Raw genomic sequence first — 24,641 nt, forward strand, 5'->3', positions numbered from 1 at the left:
CAATGTTTACCGCAAGTCATGAATCAAAATCTTAAGCTCTACCCCCGCGCCTCAAGAATCATGCAGGTGGTCGACCCCGTCGCATACAACCGCCCATCCACGTCATAAATCCGCCCCTCGGCCAGCGCCGTCGAGCGCCCCAGATGAACAATCTTGCCCTCGGCCCGCACCGGTCCGCTGGCACCGTTCAGCGCACGAACATAGCTGATGCGCAAATCCAGCGTCGTATAACCCTGACCCTTTTTCAGCTGCGTATGAATCGCACAGCCCATGCACGAATCCAGCAACGTCGCGGCATAGCCGCCATGCACGCTGCCCAACGGGTTGTAATGCCGCGAATCCGGCGTGCCTTGAAAAATGAACACCCCGGCAGACCATTCGATGGGTATGAAGTCCATCAGTGTGCCGATCGGTGGCGAGGGAAGTTCCCCGTTGCCGATGCCTTCGAAAAACTCGGTGGGTGAAAGGGCGCTGACCTCGGCCATGGACAGACTGCCAGGGCCGGCGAGACGGGCGCGCATGGCCTGTTCCTGGGCGATCCATTGGGCGAGCGTGGCTTCGCGGTTCGGGCTTTGCATGGGGATGTCCTCGGGCGGAGTGAATATTATGCTTGTAATCCGGATTGATATTATGTCCGAAATAAAAACTCCGCCAGCCCCGCGTGTCGTGCCCCTCAAGCAATATCGCTGTGGCTGAATTCCTCGCCCAGAAAGTCGATCAATGCGCGCACCGACGGCAGCAGCCCACGGCGTGACGGGAAAATCGCGTGCACGATTCCGCACTTGGGGGCCCAGCCCGGCACCAGTTCCACCAGGCGTCCTGCGGCAATGTCATCGCGCACCACCACGCTGGGCAGGTGAGCGATGCCGATCCCGGCCACCACGGCGTGACGCAATGCCAACAGGTCATCGGTGACCATTCGTGGCGCATGCCGAATCACCGCGCAGGCCCCGTCCGCCCCAAACAATTCCCACTGATATTCACGCTGCGCCGCGCCCCAGTGCAGGCTCGGCAACCCGCTGAGGTCAGCCGGGGAGGCCGGTGATGACAGGCGCGGCACGAAGGCCGGACTGCCCACCAGGCACTGAGTGCTGTTGCCCAGCACCTTCATCACCATGTCGGTGTTTTCCAGCGGCGGAAAGCGCACCCGCAGGGCGATGTCGAAACCCTCGTGGATCAGGTCGACCCGGCGGTTGGTGCTCTCGATGAACAACTCCACCAGCGGGTACTTGAGCATGTAGCGAGTCAGCATCGGCCCGACCCAGGAGTTGAGCAGCGCGGTCGGGCAACTGACGCGCACCAGGCCCTGGGGTTCGGAGCGGTTGCGTTCGATCAGTTCGGCAGCGCTTTCCGCTTCCACGCGCATCGCCAGGCAACGCTGGTAATAGGCCTGGCCAATTTCCGTCAGTGAACAATGCCGGCTGGTGCGGTGCAGCAGGCGTACGCCGAGGCGCTCTTCGAGCTCGGCAATGCGTCGGCTCAGCTTCGACTTGGGCATGTCCAGCGCCCGGCCAGCCGGGGCGAAACCGTGGTGTTCCACCACTTGGGTGAAGTAGTAGAGGGTGTTGAGGTCTTCCACCATCGTTCTCCATATAGAACGCTAAGGCTGATTTTTGCAGTCTAGTGCATCAAAGGGTTCAGTTTTAAGCTTTGTCCATCGCGTCACTCACCAGATTCGGAGGCGGAATGAAAAACATCATCGGTATCTACACCAGCCCACGGACCCATTGGGTCGGCGACGGTTTTCCGGTTCGCACGCTGTTTTCCTACGACAACCTGGGCAAACACATCAGCCCGTTTTTGCTGCTCGATCACGCCGGTCCCGCTGAATTCACCCCGACCACCGAGCGTCGTGGCGTCGGCCAGCACCCGCACCGCGGTTTCGAGACGGTGACCATCGTCTACAAGGGCGAACTGGAGCACCGCGACTCCACCGGCAGCGGCGGCAAGATCGGGCCGGGCGACGTGCAATGGATGACGGCAGCCTCCGGGATTCTCCACGAAGAATTCCACTCCGAAGGATTCGCCAAGCGCGGCGGCACCCTGGAAATGGTTCAGCTGTGGGTCAACCTGCCGGCCAAGGACAAAATGGCCGACGCCGGTTACCAGACGATTCTCGATGGCGACATCCCGAGCATCCCGCTCAAGGACAAGGCCGGCAGCCTGCGCTTGATCGCCGGTGAGTTCGACGGCCGCACCGGCCCGGCGCGCACGTTTACCCCAATTGACGTCTGGGACCTGCGCCTCAACGGCGGCAAGTTGCTGACCCTGGACCTGCACGAAGGTCGTAACACAGCATTGGTAGTGTTGCGTGGCACGGTTCAGGTCAACGGTGTGGAACTGGTGCGCGAAGGGCAGTTGGCGTTGTTCGAACGCAATGGCAATCAGCTCAGTCTGGAAGCCAATAACGACGCAGTGGTGCTGCTGCTCAGCGGTGAGCCAATCGACGAACCCATCGTCGGCCATGGCCCGTTCGTGATGAACAGCGAGCAGGAAATCCACCAGGCCTTTGCTGACTTCCAGTCAGGCCGGTTCGGTCGGATGAGCGGATGAACTCATTGTTGTAACGCTGTGGCGTGTCGGGCGTGGGCGACTACCCTTGCTTGGCCGCGTTTTAACCAACTTTCAGGTTTCTCTCACGCCGGCCTGTTCGGCATCGATAAAAAGCGAGGATTACTCCCATGACTACCTCTTACAAACGTCTCGACAAGGATAACGCCGCCGTTCTGTTGGTCGATCACCAGGCGGGTCTGCTTTCTCTGGTGCGCGACATCGAGCCGGACCGTTTCAAGAACAACGTGCTGGCCCTGGCTGACCTGGCCAAGTACTTCAAGTTGCCGACGATTCTCACCACCAGTTTCGAAACCGGCCCCAACGGCCCGCTGGTGCCCGAGCTCAAGGCGCTGTTCCCGGATGCGCCGTACATTGCCCGTCCTGGCCAGATCAATGCCTGGGACAACGAAGACTTCGTCAAGGCGATCAAGGCCACCGGCAAGAAACAACTGATCATCGCTGGCGTGGTGACCGAAGTATGCGTGGCGTTCCCGGCGCTGTCGGCTCTGGCTGAAGGCTTCGAGGTGTTCGTGGTGACTGACGCTTCCGGCACCTTCAACGAACTGACCCGTCAATCGGCCTGGGACCGCATGTCGGCCTCCGGCGCACAGTTGATGACCTGGTTCGGCCTGGCCTGTGAGCTGCATCGCGACTGGCGCAATGATGTGGAAGGCTTGGCTACTTTGTTCTCCAATCACATCCCGGATTACCGCAACCTGATGACCAGCTACAACACCCTGACTAACAGCAAGTAACCCCTGACAACATAGATCCCCTGTGGGAGCGAGCTTGCTCGCGATAGCGGTATGCCAGCCACCATCAATGGTGACTGGCATGGCCTCATCGCGAGCAAGCTCGCTCCCACATTGTTTTGCATTGTTCTGAAGACATCAAACACTCCTACACTGTGCCCAATGTGTGAGATCTTCGCGCCATTGGCCTTCGCTGGAGTTGCTTGATGCTGTCACTGCTCACCGATCACCCGCTGCTCTGCGCGATGGCTTTGATCCTTATCGATCTTGGGCTGTGGCGCCTGCTCAGTGCCAATGGCAGCAACTGGAAGCTGGTCGTGCGGTTGGTGATTTTCTCGTTGTTCAGTGTCCTGCTGTTCAACGAAGGCCTGAACCCCATGGAGACGGCGCCCTGGGCCGACAACGTCCCGCTGCACCTGGCGGCCACCGGATTGCAGATCGGCTGGTGGTTGTTCGGCGCGCGCACCCTGACGGTGCTGATCGGCGCAGTGATGATGCAACGGGTCGGGCACACAGGGCGCTTGCTCCAGGATTTGCTCGGCGCGGTGATTTTCCTGATCGCGATCATCGCGGCTTTGGCGTACGTACTCGATCTGCCGGTCAAGGGTGTGCTGGCGACCTCCGGCGCGTTGGCGATCATCGTCGGCCTGGCCTTGCAAAGTACCCTCAGCGACGTGTTCTCCGGGATCGTCCTGAACACCACCAAACCCTATCAGCTGGATGACTGGATCTCGATCGACGGCACTGAAGGCCGGGTCACCGATATCGACTGGCGCGCGACGCGCCTGCAAACGTCCCAAGGCAGCATGGCGGTGATCCCCAACTCCCTGGCGGCCAAGGCCAAGATCATCAACTTCAGTCGGCCCAGTGACATTTTCGGCGTATCCATCAGCCTGCAATTGAGCCCGCACGCGCGTCCGCAAACCGTCATTGAAGCGCTGGAGCGGGCGATGGAGGGTTGCCGTTATCTGTTGAGCAAACCGGCGCCGTGTGTCGCGTTGAAAGGTTCCAGCGCCACCGGCGTGGAATACGAAATCAGTGGTTTCGTGGTCTCCATGGACCAGAAACGCATGGTCCGTAATCTGCTGTTCGACCTGGCATTCCGGCACTTGCAGGCCAGCGGTGTCAGCCTGCTGTCGAACGTCGAACCCAATGCACCTGCCAACCTGTCGCGGCCACGGGCATTGCTGGACGCGTCGAACATTTTCTCGACCCTGCGTCAGGAAGAGAAAGAAACCTTCAGCCAGAACATGACCCTGCAAACCTTCCGCGCCGGTGAAATGATCCTGCCGGCGGGGGAGGTCAGCGATCATTTGTTCATCATCGAGTCCGGTGTTGTATCGGTGGAGCTGAGCCGTGGTGGGGTCAAGTTCGAATCCGGGCGCATGGGGCCAGGTGAGGTGATCGGCGAGGGCGGGATTTTGTCCGATACGGCACTACCGGCGGACTTCAGCGCCAAGACGTTCTGCAGCTTGTACCGGATCGAGAAGGAGTACCTCAAACCGTGTCTGGATGCGCGACATGACATCAGCGAAGCGATGAAGGCGTTACTGGATTTCCGCTTGAACAAGGCTCAGACGTTGACTCAGGAAGCGCCTAGGGTTGTGCAGAAGAAGGGGTTTTTGCAGTGGCTGCGCAATCGAGCGTAGGGGCTTGAAGGTCATGGGCGCGGGTGCAATCGAGTGAGTCGGCAGCAGGCGCCTGGCCAACAAGCTGTGTGCCGACCTGGGTACGGTCATGACTGTTCCAGTACTCGAACGGCGCATGTTGCCAAATCATGCCGACGGGGCCGGCGATCAACAGCAAGGCTAGATACACCAGGGTTTGTCGACGCGTCAGCGGTTTTTTGCTCGCCGACCGCCGCGCTGCGATCCGGGCGCGGCCATGTCCATGAATCTGGGCGAGCAGAAAGGCTTCGCGTGCCTGTTCCGGCATTTCCCACAATAAGGATTCCAGGTGCCAACGCGATTCGGAATTCGGCGAAGTAGAAGGTGGCAAAGGCATTTCGGATGAGGACGACATGAGCAGGATGTACTCGATTCCGGCGTCCCGGCCGCGTTATCAGGAATGAATCGCATTCTAGTGGTGTCGGTGCGGTGATGGCAATTACCCATCTAGATTATTTTCAAGCCCGCCCATTGGCATCCTCAACTTCCCAATAATTGGCTATTTGCTGCCTGTCAGTGCGGGATTAACTTAGCTCCACACCCCTGACTGGAGCCCACCATGCAACCGCGTATCGATTTCTACACTGCTTCCCCAGATGCACTCAAAGCCATGATCGCGCTGGAAACCGCTGTCTCGAAGCTGCCTCTGGAAAAATCCCTGATTGAACTGGTCAAGCTGCGCGCCTCCCAGATCAATGGCAGCGCCTTCTGCGTCGACATGCACACCGCCGATGCCCGCAAGGGCGGCGAAACCGAGCGTCGGCTGTATGGGGTGTCGGTCTGGCGGGAAACGCCGTTCTTCACACCCCGCGAACGTGCGGCGCTGGCCTGGACCGAATCCCTGACGCTGCTGAGCCAGTCCCATGCCCCTGACGAAGACTACGAACTGGCCACCGCGCAGTTCACCCCCAAGGAAATGGTCGACCTGACCGTGGCGATTTCCACCATCAACAGCTGGAACCGTCTGGCGGTAGGTTTCCGCAAAATGCCTCAGGAGTGATACCTGGGCTCAATGAGCATCCGCACTCGGCGCGGCCGGTGGTTGCACCTTGCGCATCAAGGGCACCATCGCCGTGGCGATGATGAAGCAGACCATGATCATCAGGAACGCATCGCCGTAGGTTTGCGTCTGCGCTTCGCGGTAGGTCAGCAGCCACAGCTGATGCAGGCTGGCGGTGACACCCACGTCACCGCTTTGGCCTAGGGCGGCGAAGTTGTTGCCGACCTGGGACAGCCACTGATTCAGTGCTTCATTGGTGCTGTTGAGGTTTTCCGCCAACCGGGTGAAGTGCAGGTTGGTGCGGTCATTCAGAATGGTCGCGCACGCGGCAATGCCAATGGCGCCACCCAGGTTTCGCATCAGGTTGAATAACCCTGAAGCATGTTTGAGCCGCGCCGGTGCCAGCCCACCCAAGGTCAGCGTCACCGCCGGCGGCACCGCCAATTGCTGGGCAATCCCGCGCAAGGCTTGCGGCAACATCAATTCTTTAGCCCCCCAGTCATGGGTGATCGGGCTGAAATCCCACATCGACAACGCGAACAACCCCAGGCCGAACATCATGATCCAGCGCAGATCGATGCGGTTGGCCAGAAAGGCGTACAGCGGAATCGCCATGATCTGGAACACCCCGGTGGAGAAAACCGCCAGACCAATGTCCAGCGCACCGTAGCCACGCACCCGGCCGAGAAACAGCGGCGTCAGGTAAATGGTGGCGAACAGGCCGATGCCGGTGACGAACGAAAAGAAACAGCCAAGGGCAAAGTTGCGGTCTTTCAGGGCGCGCAAATCGACGATCGGGTTGGCGACGTGCAGGGTTCGACCAATGAACGCCAGGCCGGCCAGTCCGCTGATCCACGCCGTGGTCACAATCGTGCTGTCGCTGAACCAGTTCCAGCGCGGGCCTTCTTCGAGGGTGTATTCCAGGCAACCGAGAAACAGCGCCATGAACACCATGCTCAAGTAGTCGGCACCTTTGAGCAGCGACAATTCTGGCTGGTCGATTTTCACCAGCATCGGCACCGCCACCGCGACGAAAATCCCCGGCACCAGGTTGATGTAGAACAGCCAGTGCCAGGATGAAATGTCAGTAATCCAGCCACCGATCACCGGCCCCAGGGTCGGCGCCAATGAGGCCACCGCGCCGATGGTCGCGGCGGCGATCACCCGTTGCTTGCCAGTGAAGAAAACGAACGCCGTGGTGAACACCAGCGGAATCATCGAACCACCGAGAAACCCTTGCAGGGCGCGGAAGGCGATCATGCTCTGAATGTTCCAGGCCGCGCCGCAGAGCAGGCTGGCCAGGGTGAAACCCACTGCGGATGCGCAGAACAGCCAACGCGTTGAGAACACTCGGGACAGCCAGCCGGACAGCGGGATCACGATGATTTCGGCAATCAGGTAACTGGTTTGCACCCACGCCGTTTCATCGGTGCCCGCCGAGAGCCCGCCGCCGATGTCACGCAACGACGCCGAGACGATCTGGATATCCAGCAGCGCAATGAACATGCCGATGCACATGGTGGCGAAGGCGAAAACCTTGGTCGCCGTTGCCATGTCGGCGGCATTGAACGGTTGCGCGGGGACGGCGAGGGCGCGGCTCATGGTGCGCTGGCTACGGCGGGCGTTTCAGGTTCCTTGCGCGTGTCCACTTCAGCGGTGACCGACAGGCCCGGACGCAGATGGCCGAGCACGCCATCGGCCGGATCAAGCACGATGCGCACCGGCACCCGCTGAACGATTTTGGTGAAGTTGCCGGTGGCGTTTTCCGGTGGCAGCACGCTGAACTGTGAACCACTGGCCGGCGCGAGGCTGTCCAGATGACCGTGGAATTCCTGCCCCGAGAGCACGTCGGCATGAATGATCACCCGTTGCCCCGGTGTCATTCGCGATAGCTGATCTTCCTTGAAATTGGCATCGACCCACAGCCCGCTGGCCGGTACCACCGACAACAGTTGCGAACCGGCCTGGGCATACGCGCCGACCCGCGCCCGACGATTGCCGATCACGCCGTCCACCGGGGCCTTCAGTTCGGTGTAACCCACGTTCAATTGCGCCAGATCACGTTCGGCACGAGCCTGCATCAGCGCGGCGCGGGCTTGCTGTTTCTGGGTTTCGATCACGTTCAGCTGACGCTGGGACGCGAGCAGTTCAGCCTGGGCCCGGGCGCTGAGGGCTTGGGCGGTCTTGAAGGTGGCGTTGGCGCGTTGGGCGCTTTCCACCGAGACGGCGTTGCTGCCGACCAGTTTTTTGTAGCGAGCATCGTCATCCCGTGAGCGGGCGGTTTCGGCGCCGGCGGCATCGATCCCGGCGCGGGCCTGGCCGATCACTGCGTGTTGCAATTGTTCGGTGGCATCAAGGTTGGCGAGCAGCGCTTCTTCGGCGGCCACCGCACCTTCGGCCTTGGCGAGATTGGCGCGGTAATCGCGGGAGTCGAGACGAATCAACACATCGCCGGCCTTGACCTTCTGGTTGTCGGTGACCAGCACCTCTTCGATGTAACCCGCCACCTTCGGCCCGATCACCGTCACATCGCCGCCGATGTAGGCATCGTCGGTTTCTTCGATGAAACGGCCGGCGGTCCACCAGTGCGTCGCGTACAGCCCGGCGAACACCAGGGCAGCGATGACCGCAGCCAGCAAGATCAACCGTTTGAGCAAGGGAGGCTTGGGTGTGCTCACCGGGACAGCAAGGTCGGGTTCAAGGCTGGGCATGCTGGTCATGGAGATTACCTGTGGGAATCGGGTCTTTATTACGCATGTAATATGACGTAGGTAATATTTTGTGGCAAATGATTTCTGTTGCCGGTCGTCAGGTGGTTATTTGAGCCACTTGCCCGGGGTGATGCCGGTCATGTCCTCGAAGAAGGCGATGAATGCACTGTCACTGGCAAACCCCAGGTCGAAGGCGCTGTAGCCAATGTTCCGCCCGGTAGCGAGCAGCTCGATGGCGCGCATCAGCCGCCATTGCTGATAACTCGTGCCAGTTTCACGCTGGAAAATTCGCCCGATGGTCCGTGGCGTCAACGGCCAGCCATATGAGCATTTCGCCAATCCCTATTTGAAGCTGAATGTCGGTTCAAAGTCGGAGATGTTTGTCCTGTTTATCGAGAGGTTTCGCTAGCACTGATATCAAAAGATAGCAGCCGTGACAGCTCCTACTGGGGGATGCAGTTCCATGTAGGAACTGTCGCAGGCGTCCTTGCGGCAGGTGCTGTGGAACAGACGTATTAACCAATCGCGGTCCGATTGCTCTGTGCTATCAGTAATTAGTTACCAATAGAACTGCTAGTGTATTGGGCTTACGCTCACGGCTGGGCTAAGGAAGTCTATGTGATAGCCGGAAGATCCATCACCAATTGCTAAGTGAACCCCACTGATACCTTCATTCATCTGTGAGTTGATTTTGTAGTCAATACTTGGCGCGATAGCCTCGTTTACCCCGATAGCGAACTCGGTCAGCGTAAGTCCGCGAGAACCAGCCGCAAGATCCAGAAGTTTTATATGTTCCTCGTTGTTTACTTTCAGTGAGGTGATGATGTTGTCTTCAACTGATAAGAATGCCCCTGCTTCCGATACGCGATCACTCAGCCATTTTAATGAGATCTTCAATCCTTCTGGCAATGTCGGGTTAGGTTTTCTCAGTACTGTCAGTATTCCTGCGATTTTCAAAGTTCCGCTAAAAGAAAACGGGCAAGATTCTTGTGGGTTCATATGTGCATAATGAACTTCAAAAAATTCTGCCACGGACTGAACAAAGTCGTGTTCGATGTCTTCGGCAAGTAGTGCGTATGGTTGTGCGTGAGGGAAAATAGTGACGCGCGCATCAGCGTCATTACCAGACAGGAAAAAGGATTCATTTGAATTGAGCATGTTCAACACAGATCGCTGTGTGCATAAGGCATGTTCAAAATTGTTGCTCAGCAAGAGCTCCAGGCTGTAGAGTGCACTAGCTAAGGAAGGCTCGAACACTTGCGTTGCGCAAAAAACGCTTTTTTTGTTTTTTGTGTTTTTTGCGATATCAAACGTCAATTTTGCAGCGTCATTGCTAAAGGAAAAAATAATACTATTTTTTGGTAGTTTCTCAATCTCAGAAATATTTGCCGTATTGAAACCTAGGTGCGCACATTCTCTGAGAAAGTCTTCTGAATCCGAAATTATAGATAACTCCCCCTGACCGAAGAGCGCCGATATCATTTTTGATGTTGACATAAAATCCTCCTCTTTATTTCCAATGAGCGGCAAGAGAGTTCTTGTCGCTCATTGGTATTATTTACTCTCCAGTGTGAGCCCACGCCAGAGGTGCCCAACCAAAATTATCCGGGCCAGAAGTGATTCGGTTGAGTTTTTCTTTGGTGATATTTTTCTTTTTCATTTGATCTTCCTTTTTCATTTTGTTGGTTTGTACTCCCTGGAATGTTTGGGAGTGGACTAATTAATACAGAATTTTTTGATGTGTTAAATGGTTTATTAGGGGGTTTTTAGAATTAATTTGACTGTTGGAGTTCTCGTAAAGCTCAATAGGTTATTTGTGTAGGGCGTATCTGTAATCCTGTTCTGAAAATTTAATATTTCCATTTTTTTTGGTTGTGGTTGATGACCTGATGTCGTTAGGTTTGTTTGTGGAGTTTGTTTTTTAAAGCCAAATGTTCAACAGTTAATAGAGGGCTATATAGTGCATGCATCAAAGAAATACCTGACAGATACGTCTGTCCATCAAGCCCTGCTACTGGTTGATCTTACCGAGGCAAGCGCTCCCGATCACGCCGTCCGACTATTGTTAAATGAAGTTCTTCAGGGGCTTGCTGAAAAAGGCTGGCCCCAAGCGCAACTTCAGACCGGTCCGCGAATTGTGTCCGCTGAAGAAAATTACGGTTTGCTGGGTTATGACCCAGCAGAAGTCACTCTTGGGAGTGAACACACCCGTTGGGTCGATGAGTGTTCCCTTTTGCGTACACAAACCACCAGTCAAATTCCGGCGGCACTTCAGCGTGCGGCTCATGTGCGGCAACCGGGGGAGACGATATTGCTGGCCGCGCCAGGTATCACTTTTCGTCGAGATAGTCGGGACCGTTGGCATTGCGCAGAACCACATCAAATGGATATCTGGGTGCTGGGTGATTCGGAACTGTCGACGCATGACCACTTGTTGCGTCTGGTCAGCGATATCCTCAAAACAGCAGTTCCTGACAAGCGTTGGGTCTACAGCGATAGCCCGCATCACTACACGGAGGGCGGAATCGAAGTGAATGTGTTGAATGACGGCGCTCCGGTCGAGGTGCTGGAGTGCGGTCGTATTGCTACGTCTTTGTTAGAGCGCTTGAAGATTGATCCGCAGCGTCATGGAGGGCTGGCGCTCGGGATGGGGTTGGATCGACTGACCATGCTGCGCAAGGGAATTCCGGATATTCGCTTGCTACGTGATCAGAACGTACGAGTACAGGCGCAGATGCATGATTTGAATCCCTGGAGCGCTGTATCACGTTTGCCTTCGATTGCTCGTGATATTTCGTTGGCGGTAACGCCGGGGTTAAGTGAGGAAGTGTTGACCGAGAGGATGTTACAAGCTGCTGGCGACAACTCTGACTGGATCGAGGAGATGCAGGTCAAGGGACGTTGGGGATTCTCGGATTTACCTGTGCAGGCAATTGAACGCCTCGGACTGCTGCCGGGCCAGGAAAATGTGCTTCTGCGCGTTGTACTGCGTGATTGTTCGCGATCAATCACTACCCACGAGGCGAACGCCTTGTATGCGAACATTCAGTCAGCGTTGCATGAAGGTGCGCCGGGGGCGGGTTACAGAATGGATATTCCAAAGGCTTGAAACCGCCATTGTCGAACGCCCAAGTAGTCACTGAGGCACCGTGTAATCGTTCATCGCGAGCAAGTTCGCTCCCACAGGGACCGCGTAACTGCCGTATGAAGCGGGTCATCAGTGATGACTGTTTTGAAAATCCCGCGGGAATCCAGCATAGAAATGACACAAACGGAAATCGGAGACGGTCATTTCGGAAACCTCCCACATCCAGAATTTGAGCTTCCCGGTAGGGTCAACGGCCCCGGCGTCCTGCCGGGACACCTCCAAGGAAGAACGAACCATGACCAGAAAGGCCGTTATCGTATTCAGCGGCGGACAAGACTCGACCACCTGCTTGATCCATGCATTGCCGATGTACGATGAAATTCATTGCATTACGTTTGATTATGGCCAGCGCCATCGTGCGGAAATCGAAGTGGCGCAACAGCTATCAAAACAGCTTGGCGTGAAGGTGCACAAAGTATTAGACACCTCATTGTTGAGCGAACTGGCCATTAGCAGTTTGACGCGCGACCACATTCCAATTGCAAGGAGTACGGGGAACGGCGTGCCTGATACGTTCGTGCCTGGCAGGAATATTTTGTTTTTAACGTTGGCTTCTATTTATGCCTATCAGGTTGGCGCTGAAGTTGTCATTACAGGTGTGTGTGAAACAGAGAGCTCTGGTTATCCTGATTGTGGTGATGAGTTTGTTAAGGTGTTGAACAGCGCCATCCACTTGGGCATGGACTATAAGATACGAATCGAGACGCCGCTTATGCGGTTGAATAAGGCAGAGACATGGGCCTTGGCTGATTACCATAAGCAGCTGGATTTGATTCGTTACCATACATTGACTTGCTACAACGGGATAATGGGGAGTGGATGTGGTGACTGTGATGCTTGTAGTCTTCGTTCAAAAGGGTTGAGTGAGTTTTTGGAAGATAGAGCAGAGGTTATTCACAGTCTAAAAGTTAAATTAGAACTATAGGATGTAGCGCATAACGGGGGAGGGGCGATTAGCCGCTAATTTACACTCCCCTAAGTCTTATGCGGTTTTAGCTTCAGATATGTATCTTTTAAATAATGATCTTGCCACATAGGCTGGCAGAATATTGAAAATGGCGAAGCACATTTTTATGGCTATTTGTACATAAATTATCTTAAGGATATCGCTGTTTTGCATGGTTTCATAAAACGCAATAAAGCAAAAAATGAAACTGTCTATTATTACGGCAAAAAAAGTGCTGAAAAATACTCGCAAGAATAAAAATCTTGAGTTTGTATTTTTTTTTATTTTGCACAGAAGATAAGAGTTGACGTATTCAGAAAAAAGGAAAGAAATGCAGGATGCTACTAATGCAGATGACACATGTGTAATCACCTCGCTGTAGGGTTCGTCAAGTTTCCAACCAGTTAAGCCTGGAAGATAGCTGGTGGTGCTCAGCAAAATTATAATAAATGCATTACTTGCAAAAGCGAACAGTATGGCTCGTCTCGCGAGTCTGAGTCCGTAAGATTCATTCAGTATGTCAACAACTAAAAAGGTTAGTGGGTATAGAAAAACACCCGGCGTAACAACGATGTCAAATAGTTTTATGTATACCAGTTTCGTCGAGGCAACATTTGTGAAGATGTAAAGTGCGAAAAGAAGCAGGTTGAGGGCAACGTAAGTCATCCACGACCTTTCATTGCGATCATTCATTTCGTAGGTGGTTAACGCAGTACCGCCAGAATAATATTTTCGGTATATGTCCTTGATTTCCACCTTGCTGAGGTTATCTATTATTTCGCTTTTCAGTATCTCGCCTAGCTTTACTTTTATAATTTTCCCTGTAGAGATCACCATGATAACGACAAGGTTTTTATTTTTCTCAAAACCCAACAATTTGTATTTGCTATTTTCGGCTTCGTTGTTAGTTGCCATTAAATCTTTCCTCGATCACTGTTCCAATAATGTAGCTAGTTTCAGTGTCAAAGCCGTCAGTGGTAATGCGTAGTTTTTTTGTTGTTTTATCGTATGCCAATTTTTCTCCATCGCCACTCGATAAACCCTTCTTGACTATCAAGATATCTCCGGGCTCGTTCATTCCACTAATTCCATTCTCCAGAAGCACGCCTATTAAATTGCAGGCCGTGCCGAAGTAATATGTCAGCGGATGCGTGATGGCCAACTCACCAATTCTTTTGTCCAGACTTTCAATCAGCAAACTCTCTCTAATGACCGGGACTGCTGCGGGATTCATGTTCCCATGTGGTGAGACGCTACTCTCTATTATTTCTTTCTCTTCAAAATCTAGTGTCTCTATTTCCTTATAAGACACGCCAAAAAAGTCCGATATTTTTTGAATGGTAGATTGTTGTACGTGGACAACCCTTCCTTCCAAAATGTTATAGATGGTCGTTCTGGTCAATCCGCTAGCATTGCACAAGGAAAGCCGAGTCTCTCCACGGCTCTTTATCAGATACTTGATGTTGTTTTTTAACTTTTCCGTTCTATCTTTCTTGTGCATTAGATATTTACCATTTGCTTGTCGTTGCAATAGATTGCACGTATGGAGGTGATTCGCTTTAAGTGCAGCATCCTACACGCCTGGCCACTGGACAAAAAAGATAATTTTTCACGCAGGTTAAACATCTGTGGAATATTTTCTATTGCCGCGATTGAGTTCTGATATTGCATGTAGGACGCCGCCTACTCAGGCTATAGAATTTTCTTACAGTAACTAGGAAGAGCCAAAAAATATTAATTTGGCGAGAATCATTTAATTACACAGATGTTCATTTATTTGATTAATTAAATGGAATTTTCTGGTAATAAATCTACCGGTCCGCCCTGTATAGCCGTCACCCAATCCTGGTTGAGGGCAAGAGACGGACGCTTTCTTACCCTTGCAAGGAGCTCCGGCATGAAAAAGATCACCTCAATCGCAATTGAACCGTCAGACCTTCCGGCCGACGACACCGTCGATTCATCCAGTCCCGCCAAAGTCACCGAACAACTCGTCAGCGTGCCCCTGCGCAATCACACACGTCCCGCATCTGCCAACTATTTCTTCGCCGTCGTTCCGGATGTCGACACGGAATCCCTGCTCTGTCACGCCTCTGAAACCCTCGCCTCCCTCAGTGTCATGGCCACCGATCTCGCCCGTGAACTGGAAGGCCCTCGTCGCCATGTCATTGTGGGTATTCAGCAACTGTCCGCGCTGGGCGAATTGCTGGTCAATCGAGCGCTGGACAACCTGGAACCGCCCCGGGGTTCGTCTGAAGGTCGTCCAACTGCCAACGCTGAATAATCGTGTGCCTTTACCCAATGGAGGTTTTTCATTCATGGATCGATACATGCCTATCACTGGCATCGACTGCAACATCCCATCATTGCTGATCGACACTGAAGCACCACTGGACGTGTTGCATGAAACCGCGGCCTACCGCATTCGTACCGCAACGCAACTGCTGGAGAGCATTGCGTTTGGCGAGGGTGTTCACAGTGAGCTGGCGCGGGTGTTGGTGACTTCACTGCGCGATGGCTGTGATTTGATGGATGTCGTCGGACGACGATTGCAGGGGCAGGTTTCAGCGTAGAAAAAAGGCGCCTTTGGGCTAATGCCAATCAGTTAAGCCGTAATGCAATCTGCAGCTGGCGAAGCCTGCGTTCGGCTGCGCAGCAGTCGTGAAATCAGACGATGCGGTGTTTCAGGAAGACCGCAAACTCAGGTTTTACGACTGCTTCGCAGCCGAACGCAGGCTTCGCCAGCTGCTACGGTCCGTGTTGTTCCTTAACGGGTCGGCTCCTACGGGATTTTTAATCCCATTGCTTCAAGTTAATAGGAAGCATTACTATTCACGCCCCGTCTTCACAGCACACCGCAATGACCCCCAAGCTGCCCCGCAGACACGGCTTTTTCGAGCATTACGAAGAGTTGGTCGGGACCTGGACCCGTCGCCTGAGAAATCGTCAGCAGGCCGAGGACCTGGCCCACGACACCTTTGTGAGGGTGCTTGAGTCCGATTCGGCTTTGGTTGCACAACCTCGGGCGTATTTGCACCAGACCGCACGCAACATCGCGGTGGATGGTTATCGGCGGGAGGATCGGCGGGGCGCCATGGAATCGGAGGCGGTTGATCACAGTGTGTCGTCGTCCGGCGACCCGGAGCATTTCATGCATGCGATCCAGTTGGCTGACTCCATCGAACGGGCGCTCACCGAGCTGCCGGTCAACTGCCGCAAGGTGTTTGTCTGGCAGAAGATCGAAGGCCTGACCCAGGCCGAAATCGCCGAACGCCTGGGGCTGTCCAAGAACATGGTGGAAAAGTATATGATCCGCACGCTGCGGCATCTGCGCGACCGCCTTGACGGATTGCAGCCATGATCGGCGGTGCCTTCTCATCCCCAGCCAAACAGGAACTTCCATGATGGATACTCGTGATTGTGCGTGCGGGCAAACAACGGTTCGCGACGAGGCGGCGCGGTGGTTTGTGCGTTTGCAGGAACCTGCGGTGAATGTCGAAGAGTATCGGCATTTCGAAGCCTGGCTGGACGAACACCCTCAGCATCGCGACGAATTCCAGTTGCTCCAGGGCTTGTGGTCGGCGGCGGATTTGCTGCCAGCGGCGCGCCTGCAAGCCTTGTGTGAAACCCCGCCGGCCCGCAGCAAGCGTCGCCCGCTGGTGCGTTATGCGGTGGCCGCCAGTGTGTTGGCCGTCGCGCTCGGCTTGGGGTTGTTCAGCGGTTTGAATCACCCGGCGATCTACACCGCCGAATTTTCTACGGCCTTGGGTGATCGACGTCATGTGGCGTTGCCGGACGGTTCGGTGATTGACCTGAACAGCCGCAGCCGCGTTCAGGTGCGCTATGAAAACGACCGCCGCGTCATCGAGCTGGCGCAGGGCGAAGCGATGTTCAGCGTCGAGCACGATACCCGTCGGCCCTTTGTGGTCGAGGCGGGCAGCGGCAAGGTCACGGTCACCGGCACCCGTTTTGATGTGCGCCGCGACACCGCCCAAACCCGGGTCGTGGTGGAGCAGGGCACCGTCAAGGTTCAGGGGCACGCAGCGGCGGACAGCGATTTCATCAGCCTCACGGCCGGCCTCGGTACACACATCGATGGCCAAGGCAAAGTGGCCGCTGCCTACGCGGTCAACCCTGCCGAGTTGACCGCCTGGCGCTGCGGAAAACTGGTGTTCACCAACGCGAGACTCAGCGACGTCGCCGAGGAAGTCTCGCGCTATCGGGAGAAACCGCTCACCGTCGACAACGATAAAGTGGGCAATCTGCGCCTGACCAGCGTGTTCAAATCCGACAACACCGACGCGCTGCTCAAGGCCTTGCCGAGCATTCTGCCGGTGGCCGTGCGCACCCTCGATGACGGCAGTCAGGAAATAATTTCAAAATAAATTCAGGTTTTTTTCGAGTTGATCGTCTTCCTGTCCAACTGCAACTGGTTTGCATTAACAAGCGCACACTCTTGCGATCCACAGGACTCCGTTCGACGTGAAAAAAGCCACCGCTAAAAACAACAAATCACCTTGGTTGCCGCTGGCCCTTGCGCTGGCGGTCAACATTGCGCTGCCCCAGGCCTTTGCCGCCGACGCAATTCACATCCCGGCGCAACCCCTGGGTCAGGCCCTGAGTGAACTGGGCCAGCAAACCTCGCTGCAGGTGTTCTTCAGCCCTGAGCTGGTCGCCGGCAAACAGGCCCCGGCGGTGGACGGCAACCTTTCGCCAGAAGACGCGCTGCGCCAACTGCTGCAAGGCAGCGGTCTGCAATACCAGATCGACGAAGGTTCGGTCACGTTGATGCCTGCACCGACGTCTGCTGCCAGCGGCCCGCTGGAGCTGGGCGTAACCGATATCAAGGTGGTCGGCGACTGGCTCGGTAACGCCGATGCCGCCGTGGTGCAGAACCACCCCGGCGCGCGTACGGTGATTCGCCGCGAGGCAATGGTCGAGCAGGGCGCGATGAACGTCGGCGACGTGTTGAAGCGCGTGCCCGGGGTGCAAGTGCAGGACGCCAACGGCACCGGCGGCAGCGACATTTCCCTGAACGTCGGCGTGCGCGGCCTGACTTCACGCCTGTCGCCACGCTCCACCGTGCTGATCGACGGCGTGCCGGCAGCGTTCGCCCCGTACGGCCAGCCGCAGTTGTCCATGGCTCCGATTTCCTCCGGCAACCTCGACAGCATCGACGTGGTTCGCGGCGCCGGCTCCGTGCGCTATGGGCCGCAGAACGTCGGTGGCGTGATCAACTTCGTCACTCGCGCGATCCCGGAAAAAGCCACCGGTGAAATCGGCTCGACCCTGGAAACCTCCCGGCACGGTGGCTGGAAGCACATCGACACGGCGTTTCTCGGCGGCACCGCGGACAACGGCATCGGCATGGCGCTGCTGTACTCGGGCGTGAACGGCAACGGTTACCGTGAACGCAACAACGGCAACGACATCGACGACGTGATCCTCAAGACCCACTGGGCACCCACCGATGTGGACGATTTCAGCCTCAACTTTCACTACTACGACGCCAGCGCCGACATGCCCGGCGGCCTGACCCAGGCGCAGTACGACGCCAATCCGTTCCAGTCCGACCGCAACAACGACAACTTCAGCGGCCGTCGCAAGGACGTCTCGTTCAAGTGGGCACGGCAGATCGACGACCGCACCCAGGCCGAAGTGCTGACCTACTATTCCGACAGCTTCCGTGGCAGCAACATCGCCGCTCGCGATCAGAAAACCCTCGGCTCGTTTCCGCGTACTTACTACACCTTCGGGATTGAACCGCGGGTGTCCCGTGTGTTCGACGTCGGCCCGACCACCCAGGAAGTCAGTGTCGGTTATCGCTACCTCAAGGAAGGCATGCACGAAGAGGCGAGCCGCCTGGCGCTGGTCAACAACGAGCCGGTCGTGACCAAGAGCTCGGACGGCCATGTCTATCAGGATCGCACCGGTGGCACTGAAGCCAACTCGGTGTACGTCGATAACAAAATCGACGTCGGCAACTGGACCATCACCCCCGGCATCCGCTTTGAACACATCAGCACCGACTGGCACGACCGCCCGGTGCTCGACACCGCCGGCAAACCGGTGCTGGAAAAGAACCGCAGCATCGAAAGCAACGAGCCGCTGCCGGCCCTGAGCGTGATGTATCACGTGTCCGATGCCTGGAAACTGTTCGCCAACTACGAAACCTCGTTTGGCAGCCTGCAGTATTTCCAGCTCGGGCAGGGTGGCGCGGGTGACGAACCCGCCAATGGCCTGGAGCCGGAAAAGGCCAAGACCTACGAGGTCGGCACGCGCTACAACAATGATGTGTGGGGCGGGGAAGTGACGCTGTTCTACATCGACTTCGATAAAGAGCTGCAATACATCAGCAACGATGCGGGCTGGACCAACCTCGGCGCGACCACGCACCAGGGCCTCGAAGCCTCGGTGCACTACGACATGGCGGCACTGGACCCACGGCTCGACGGCCTGACCGCCAATGCCGGTTTCACCTACACGCGCGCCGTTTATGAAGGCGAGATCCCGGGCTTCAAGGGTCGTGACCTGCCGTTCTATTCGCGTCAGGTGGCGACTGCCGGTCTGCGTTACGACATCAACCGTTGGACCTACAACCTCGATGCGTTTGCCCAGTCCAAGCAGCGTTCGCCGGGCGTGGCTGTGAACGCTGATGGCAGTTTCAGCGGCAACTACATCACCGAAGGCACCGCGGACGGTCAGTACGGCGACATCCCGGGCTACGTCACCTGGAACGTGCGCGGCGGTTATGACTTCGGCGCGACGCTTTCGAACCTGAAAGTCGGCGCCGGGGTGAAGAACATTTTCGACAAGCAGTACTTCACCCGCTCCAGCGACAACAACTCGGGGATGTACGTTGGCGCACCGCGCACGTTCTTTGTGCAGGCTAGCGTCGGGTTCTGATAGACCGAGTTGCCCTCATCGCGAGCAGGCTCGCTCCCACAAGGTTTCGTGTGATCCCTGTGGGAGCGAGCTTGCTCGCGATGCTTTTCAGACCTTCAACACCTTCCCGCCAATGGCCACCGCCACCAGCAACACCGCCATCAACCCGAAAGCAAAACTCAAACTGCTGCCGTGGGCGATAAACCCGATCAACGCAGGCCCTGCAAGAATGCCCGCATAACCCAGCGTGGTAATGGCCGGAACGGCGACACTTTCGGGCATCACCGTCTGTTTACCCACCGCGGTGTACAGCACCGGCACAATGTTCGAACAACCTGCCCCCAAAAAGGCATAACCCACCAGCGCCGCTTCCCAACTCGGGGCGAACGTCGCCACAAACAGGCCCGCTGCGGCCGTCAACCCACCGAATACAATCACCCGCGTAGCGCCGAGACGACGCACGATTGAATCACCGGTCAAACGTCCGACGGTCATGGTCAACGCAAACGCCGCGTAACCCAGCCCCGCATAAGCGGTGTCGATCCCGCGTTCCTGCGCCAGGAACACCGCGCTCCAGTCGAGCGCCGCGCCTTCGGCGAGGAACACGATGAAACACATCCCGCCGATGAACAGCACGATGCCATGGGGAACGGCAAACGCCGGCCCCGAACTTTCGCTGCCGTAAGGCAATAGGTGCGGCGCGGCCTTGGCCAGGGCGATCAGCAACATCACGATCACCACCAGCGTCGCCCCCAGCGGTGAAACCCCGAAGCCGAGCAGGGCGCTGACGCCCGCCGCACCGACAATCCCGCCGAGGCTGAACAGCCCATGGAAACCCGACATCATGGTCTTGCCGCTGGCCCGTTCGACGATGACCGCTTGCAGGTTAACCGTCGAATCCACCGTGCCAAGGCCCGCGCCGAACATGAACAACGCGCCAATCAAGGCCGGAATCGACGACACCGTCGCCAACAGCGGCAGGGCCGCGCAAATCAGCAACACCCCGGCGCTCACTACTCGGCGACAGCCGAAACGCGTGGCCAGAAGCCCTGCCATCGGCATCGCCAGAATCGACCCCACCCCCAGGCACAACAGCAGCAAACCGAGCGTCCCTTCATCCAGCCCGGCCCGAGCCTTGGCGTAGGGCACCAGTGGCGCCCATGCTGCAATGCCGAAACCGGCAATGAAAAAGGCGATGCGTGTGGACATCTGTTCCAGGCGTCCGGGAACAAATGCGGTTTGAGTGTTGAGGTTGGTCATATCAATCCTTGGCAAAAAACGTCGCGTACCCAAGGGACAGTGATCGACCTGCGAGGGTTCGATCAGCGTCCGCACAGATTCGCGGTCAGGCAGGGTGACATCCTTGCACAGCCTGCCCCTCCATCGCGAGCGCGGCTGTCAGTGCCCTTCGCACAATCCACGCAGGCGTTCGTCACGCACTTGCAGAATCTCGAACAAACCCAACGCCCGTAACGCCGGCAAAGCCTCGACGATGTCGTGCTCGGCCAGCCGCCGTTGTTCTTCGCTGGCACCCGGATCGGCAAGCCTGCGCGCGTTGATCAAAAAAGCCCCGACTGTGCCTTTGCGCACAGCAATGCCGTTGAATTGGCCTTGGTCGAGATGATCGGGAAGCAGGTCTTCAGCGCGCATAAGGGTGTCCCTTCTTTTGAATGAGTGCTCAGCCTAAAACGCTGTTCATGGCTAAACTGCGTCATCCAGGTCATTCGATAACGTAAAACTGCCAATGGTTAAACCGCTGATATCCACTGAACTGGCGCAGTCTTCCACGGCGGCGCGGGTGATCGCCGTCACTCAGGACAGCCCGGTCGAGCGCCAAAGTGCCTTGCACCAGCATGCCCGCGGCCAATTGCTGGGGGCACGGCGCGGTTTGCTGTCTGTGGACGCGGCTGATCATCATTGGGTGGTGCCGGCCACCCACGCGGTTTGGATTCCGCCGGACTGCCTGCACGGCCTGCGTTCCCACGGGCCGTTCCATGGCTGGAGCGTCTATGTGGCGGCGCCGGATTGTGCAGCGTTACCGGAGCAGCCGTGCATCATCGCGACCTCGGGCCTGCTCCGAGAGGCTGTCGACCGCGCTGCGACTTGGGGGGAGGGCGCCCTTGATGAGCGACAGGAACGGATCGCCCAACTCATTCTCGATGAAATCGCCGCATCGCCCGCCAAACCTTTCGGCCTGCCGCTGCCCCACGATCCGCGATTGCGCCGGATCACTCAGGCGCTGGTCGATGACCTGGCAGACAACCGCTCACTGGAACAATGGGCGCAGTGGGGCGGTGTGTCGGCGCGAACCCTGGCTCGACGCTTCGTCAGCGAAACCGGTTTCACCTTCAGCCAATGGCGCCAGCGCGCGCGGTTGTTGCGCGCGCTGGAGCTTTTGGCGGCAGGGGAGACGGTGACGATGATTGCGTTGGAACAGGGTTATGAAAACGTCAGCGCGTTTATTGCGATGTTTCGGCGCACGTTTGGGGTGACGCCGGGGCGGTATTTTAGTGAGCCTCATTGAAAAACAGCGCTACTGAGGCTTGATACTCTCAGTCAATTTCAAGAACCGCGGAACCACCGCTTCGGGGGGCGGCGTCAGGTCTTTCAGCCCATCAGTGCCTTGCTTGAAGGTGAACATCTGCACGGCCATTAATGGACTGGCAAGACCACCGACATGTGCAATGGCAAACCAGGCGCGTTCCTTCTCGCCGGACTCGGGGCGAGGGTCCAGACGCCAGCCTTCGAGGGTGGTCATCCGCTCACCAAAATAAAACTTCTCCATGATCTTCGACTTTTTCCATTTTTCCGCGTCGTAGCCTGGGTGGTGATCGGTGTCGTAGGTGCCGGTGGTGGCTTTGGTTGGATCGTCTTGCGAGGAGTTGATGATGCTCATGATTACGTTTGGCGTACTGGTGAAGCGCAGGCTATTTTTGACACTAAAACTGGTTTTTCCATCGTCGTGGATAAAGCCGTAGGGGATGCAGACGCCGGGGCCTTTGGGGACTTGATAGAGGTCGCGCGTTTCGAAGCGGGCGATCAACTCTTTGATGCGTTGTGCCGAATCGGCAGTAGGGTTGTTCATGCTGAAGTAGTAAATGCGTGAATTGCGCCATAGCAAAAATTCGTGCGGTGTTGATTTACTGCCCAGAACGTAAGCATCGGGAATACCCAAGTCATGTTCGTGGATCGTTGCTTGGGTGATCGACTGTTCCAGCTTGTTGATATCGTTTTTCTGATTGGTGACGTCCGCTGACGCGTAGTTCGAATCTTCCAGGTCTTTCAGAATTCTTTTGTTCGAGTCCAGATCCTTTTGCAGCGATTTCTTGAAGTCTTCAGATTTTCGAAAAATGTAGTTGCGCTGCCGATCAAGTTTCTCGCGGTCTACCTTTTGGCTGACTCGGATGACCAACCCGTCGTAGTCGTATGCAATGGAGTCGCCAACAGCGCTAATTTCCTTGCTGAATGAATGTCCTCCCCCTTCACTGATTTGACTGCGGCTGAACGTGAAGGTCGCCCATTCCATCCCTTCGGGACTATCGAACGTGATACGGCCCAGGCATTCAGGTCGTGAGGGCTCAGCTAAAGCGTAAGGTGTCGGAGAGAGAACCAAAACTAGAAAAAAGGAGGCGGATTTATTTGTTAAAAGCGATATCCATCTCATAAATAAATCCATCCTCCTTTTCCACTGAAATCGTACGGCGTGATTACTGAGACTTGATGCTCTCAGTCAATTTCAAGAATCGCGGAACCACCGCTTCGGGTGGCGGCGTCAGGTCTTTCAGTCCATCGGTGCCTTGCTTGAAGGTGAACATCTGCACGGCCATTAATGGACTGGCAAGACCACCGACATGTGCAATAGCAAACCAGGCGCGTTCCTGCTCGCCGGAATCGGGGCGAGGGTCCAGACGCCAGCCTTCCAGTGTGGTCATCCGCTCACCGAAAAAGAACTTCTCCATGATCTTCGATTTTTTCCATTTCTCTGCGTCGTAGCCAGGGCTGTGATCGGCGTCGTAGGTGCCGGTGGTGGCTTTGGTTGGATCGTCTTGCGAGGAGTTGATGATGCTCATGATTACGTTAGGCGTGCTGGTGAAGCGCAGGCTATTTTTGACGCTGAATCCGGTTTTTCCGTCGTCGTGGATAAAGCCGTAGGGGATGCAGACGCCGGGGCCTTCGGGGACTTGATAGAGATCGCGCGGTTCGAAGCGGGCGATCAAGTCTTTGATGCGTTGTGCCGAATTGTTGGTGGGTTTATTCATGCTGAAGTAATAGATACGCTTGTTTCGATAAAGCAATACATCGTGAGGAGTGGACTTGCTTCCAAGAATGTAGGCATCTGCAATGCCTAGGTCGTGTTCATATATTACGGCCTGAGGGATTTCTGATTCTGTTTTTCTTATGTTTTCTTTAAGTCTAATTATGGTGTTTTTGACATCATTGTCATCTTTGATGGTGCTTAGGTCATTTATAATATCTTGCTTTTCTGAAATGCCATCTTCGAGTTCTTTTTTATAACTTTTAGCTTTATGAAGAATGTAGTTGCGCTGGCGATCAAATTCATCGCTGGTTGTTATTTTGCTGACTTTAACTATCAGTTCGTCGTACTGATAAATTGTCGAGTCGCCAACCGCCACTATATTTTTAGTGAATGCGCTTCCCCCAGTATTTCCTATTGGGTAGTCATTTACTGGAAATGTAGCCCACGCTATATCTTCGGGGGTGTTAAAAGTTATGCGGCCCAGCATTCGGTGCGAGTAGAGGCTGCGAATGAGTTAGTCGTTGTTAGGGTTATGAAAATAGCCCATATGGCAATGTTGGATCTCATGTTTTCTGCATGCCTGGTGCGATAGATAAATCTCTCAAGTGTTTCACTTTTTCGCTCCAGATAGTTTCTACTATTCTCGCGCCTGCGTATTGGCAGAGATTCCTTTTACGCCTGGAAGCTTGCGAAAGCTTTTTGGCGTAGAAGAAGGTTGTTG

Annotated in this window: 24 protein-coding genes and 1 pseudogene; 12 read left to right on the forward strand and 13 right to left on the reverse strand. The window is 55.9% G+C overall.

The window, feature by feature from the left end:
- Positions 1–38 precede the first annotated feature (38 nt).
- On the reverse strand, positions 39–578 hold the full coding sequence (locus tag ACA056_RS08850) for a PaaI family thioesterase (protein WP_497271987.1): 540 nt from the start codon (positions 576–578) through the stop codon (positions 39–41).
- A 95-nt stretch (positions 579–673) separates the two neighbouring features.
- Positions 674–1,582, reverse strand: a complete 909-nt coding sequence (locus tag ACA056_RS08855; RefSeq protein ID WP_497271989.1) for a LysR substrate-binding domain-containing protein — start codon at positions 1,580–1,582, stop codon at positions 674–676.
- A gap of 104 nt (positions 1,583–1,686) precedes the next feature.
- On the opposite strand from ACA056_RS08855, the gene ACA056_RS08860 reads away from it, so the two are divergent.
- The 3 genes from ACA056_RS08860 to ACA056_RS08870 all read left to right on the forward strand — a co-directional run bounded on the left by ACA056_RS08860 (position 1,687) and on the right by ACA056_RS08870 (position 4,954).
- The gene (locus ACA056_RS08860; protein WP_497271991.1) at positions 1,687–2,553 is read left to right on the forward strand and encodes a pirin family protein; all 867 of its coding nucleotides are present in this window, start codon (positions 1,687–1,689) and stop codon (positions 2,551–2,553) included.
- Positions 2,554–2,681: 128 nt separating this feature from the next.
- Entirely contained in the window at positions 2,682–3,308 is a 627-nt protein-coding gene (gene ycaC, locus ACA056_RS08865) for an isochorismate family cysteine hydrolase YcaC (protein ID WP_074878621.1), read from the forward strand.
- Positions 3,309–3,511: 203 nt separating this feature from the next.
- The gene (locus ACA056_RS08870; RefSeq protein WP_497271993.1) at positions 3,512–4,954 is read left to right on the forward strand and encodes a mechanosensitive ion channel domain-containing protein; all 1,443 of its coding nucleotides are present in this window, start codon (positions 3,512–3,514) and stop codon (positions 4,952–4,954) included.
- Here ACA056_RS08870 and ACA056_RS08875 read toward each other — a convergent pair.
- Positions 4,902–5,327 carry a hypothetical protein gene (locus tag ACA056_RS08875; protein ID WP_497271995.1) on the reverse strand — a complete coding sequence of 142 codons (426 nt, stop codon included), beginning with the start codon at positions 5,325–5,327 and terminating at the stop codon, positions 4,902–4,904. The genes ACA056_RS08870 and ACA056_RS08875 overlap by 53 nt on opposite strands.
- A 204-nt stretch (positions 5,328–5,531) precedes the next feature.
- Between ACA056_RS08875 and ACA056_RS08880 the strand changes: the two genes are divergently transcribed.
- Positions 5,532–5,972: a carboxymuconolactone decarboxylase family protein gene (locus tag ACA056_RS08880; RefSeq protein WP_497271997.1), complete on the forward strand. Its 441-nt coding sequence runs from the start codon at positions 5,532–5,534 to the stop codon at positions 5,970–5,972.
- Between the two features lie 9 nt (positions 5,973–5,981).
- Here the strand turns inward: ACA056_RS08880 and ACA056_RS08885 are convergent, their stop codons facing one another.
- The 4 genes and pseudogenes from ACA056_RS08885 to ACA056_RS08900 form a co-directional block, all read right to left on the reverse strand.
- Positions 5,982–7,574, reverse strand: coding sequence for a DHA2 family efflux MFS transporter permease subunit (locus ACA056_RS08885; protein WP_497271999.1), 1,593 nt, complete (start codon positions 7,572–7,574; stop codon positions 5,982–5,984).
- Positions 7,571–8,692 (reverse strand): HlyD family secretion protein, encoded by a 1,122-nt coding sequence (locus ACA056_RS08890; protein ID WP_497272001.1) that lies wholly within the window; start codon positions 8,690–8,692, stop codon positions 7,571–7,573. The genes ACA056_RS08885 and ACA056_RS08890 overlap by 4 nt, the downstream gene beginning before the upstream one ends.
- Before the next feature lie 96 nt (positions 8,693–8,788).
- Positions 8,789–8,986: pseudogene (locus ACA056_RS08895) on the reverse strand (helix-turn-helix domain-containing protein); the annotation flags it as partial.
- A 270-nt stretch (positions 8,987–9,256) separates the two neighbouring features.
- The gene (locus ACA056_RS08900) at positions 9,257–10,180 is read right to left on the reverse strand and encodes a CgnE/CgnB domain-containing protein (protein ID WP_497272003.1); all 924 of its coding nucleotides are present in this window, start codon (positions 10,178–10,180) and stop codon (positions 9,257–9,259) included.
- Positions 10,181–10,643: 463 nt separating this feature from the next.
- On the opposite strand from ACA056_RS08900, the gene srmL reads away from it, so the two are divergent.
- Both srmL and queC read left to right on the forward strand, forming a co-directional pair.
- Positions 10,644–11,792, forward strand: coding sequence for a PheS-related mystery ligase SrmL (gene srmL / locus ACA056_RS08905; RefSeq protein WP_497272005.1), 1,149 nt, complete (start codon positions 10,644–10,646; stop codon positions 11,790–11,792).
- Between the two features lie 274 nt (positions 11,793–12,066).
- Positions 12,067–12,756, forward strand: a complete 690-nt coding sequence (gene queC, locus ACA056_RS08910; protein ID WP_497272007.1) for a 7-cyano-7-deazaguanine synthase QueC — start codon at positions 12,067–12,069, stop codon at positions 12,754–12,756.
- Positions 12,757–12,813: 57 nt separating this feature from the next.
- On the opposite strand, the gene ACA056_RS08915 is transcribed toward queC, so the two are convergent.
- The gene (locus tag ACA056_RS08915) at positions 12,814–13,692 is read right to left on the reverse strand and encodes a queuosine precursor transporter (protein WP_497272009.1); all 879 of its coding nucleotides are present in this window, start codon (positions 13,690–13,692) and stop codon (positions 12,814–12,816) included.
- On the reverse strand, positions 13,682–14,278 hold the full coding sequence (locus ACA056_RS08920) for a helix-turn-helix transcriptional regulator (RefSeq protein ID WP_497272011.1): 597 nt from the start codon (positions 14,276–14,278) through the stop codon (positions 13,682–13,684). Before ACA056_RS08920 ends, ACA056_RS08915 begins: the two co-directional genes overlap by 11 nt.
- A 396-nt stretch (positions 14,279–14,674) precedes the next feature.
- Between ACA056_RS08920 and ACA056_RS08925 the strand changes: the two genes are divergently transcribed.
- The 5 genes from ACA056_RS08925 to ACA056_RS08945 all read left to right on the forward strand — a co-directional run bounded on the left by ACA056_RS08925 (position 14,675) and on the right by ACA056_RS08945 (position 19,683).
- Positions 14,675–15,061, forward strand: coding sequence for a DUF6124 family protein (locus ACA056_RS08925; RefSeq protein ID WP_497272013.1), 387 nt, complete (start codon positions 14,675–14,677; stop codon positions 15,059–15,061).
- Positions 15,062–15,095: 34 nt separating this feature from the next.
- Entirely contained in the window at positions 15,096–15,350 is a 255-nt protein-coding gene (locus ACA056_RS08930) for a hypothetical protein (protein ID WP_033061103.1), read from the forward strand.
- Positions 15,351–15,637: 287 nt separating this feature from the next.
- A complete protein-coding gene (locus ACA056_RS08935) occupies positions 15,638–16,138 on the forward strand; it encodes a sigma-70 family RNA polymerase sigma factor (protein ID WP_497272015.1) in 501 nt (166 codons plus the stop codon).
- 40 nt (positions 16,139–16,178) lie between these two features.
- Positions 16,179–17,162, forward strand: coding sequence for a FecR family protein (locus ACA056_RS08940; protein WP_497272017.1), 984 nt, complete (start codon positions 16,179–16,181; stop codon positions 17,160–17,162).
- Positions 17,163–17,259: 97 nt separating this feature from the next.
- Positions 17,260–19,683, forward strand: a complete 2,424-nt coding sequence (locus ACA056_RS08945) for a TonB-dependent siderophore receptor (protein WP_497272019.1) — start codon at positions 17,260–17,262, stop codon at positions 19,681–19,683.
- Positions 19,684–19,770: 87 nt separating this feature from the next.
- On the opposite strand, the gene ACA056_RS08950 is transcribed toward ACA056_RS08945, so the two are convergent.
- Both ACA056_RS08950 and ACA056_RS08955 read right to left on the reverse strand, forming a co-directional pair.
- On the reverse strand, positions 19,771–20,922 hold the full coding sequence (locus ACA056_RS08950; RefSeq protein WP_497272021.1) for an MFS transporter: 1,152 nt from the start codon (positions 20,920–20,922) through the stop codon (positions 19,771–19,773).
- A 138-nt stretch (positions 20,923–21,060) separates the two neighbouring features.
- Positions 21,061–21,312 (reverse strand): hypothetical protein, encoded by a 252-nt coding sequence (locus tag ACA056_RS08955; RefSeq protein WP_497272023.1) that lies wholly within the window; start codon positions 21,310–21,312, stop codon positions 21,061–21,063.
- Positions 21,313–21,406: 94 nt separating this feature from the next.
- Here ACA056_RS08955 and ACA056_RS08960 point away from each other — a divergent pair, with 94 nt between their 5' ends.
- Complete coding sequence (locus ACA056_RS08960) at positions 21,407–22,186, forward strand: AraC family transcriptional regulator (protein ID WP_497272025.1); 780 nt, start codon at positions 21,407–21,409, stop codon at positions 22,184–22,186.
- A 9-nt stretch (positions 22,187–22,195) separates the two neighbouring features.
- Here ACA056_RS08960 and ACA056_RS08965 read toward each other — a convergent pair whose 3' ends face one another.
- Together ACA056_RS08965 and ACA056_RS08970 are read right to left on the reverse strand one after the other, a co-directional pair.
- Complete coding sequence (locus tag ACA056_RS08965; protein ID WP_497272027.1) at positions 22,196–23,338, reverse strand: T6SS immunity protein Tli4 family protein; 1,143 nt, start codon at positions 23,336–23,338, stop codon at positions 22,196–22,198.
- Positions 23,339–23,369: 31 nt separating this feature from the next.
- Complete coding sequence (locus ACA056_RS08970) at positions 23,370–24,296, reverse strand: T6SS immunity protein Tli4 family protein (protein WP_497272029.1); 927 nt, start codon at positions 24,294–24,296, stop codon at positions 23,370–23,372.
- Between the last annotated feature and the right edge of the window lie 345 nt (positions 24,297–24,641).

Source organism: Pseudomonas sp. LBUM1666 (assembly GCF_059695775.1).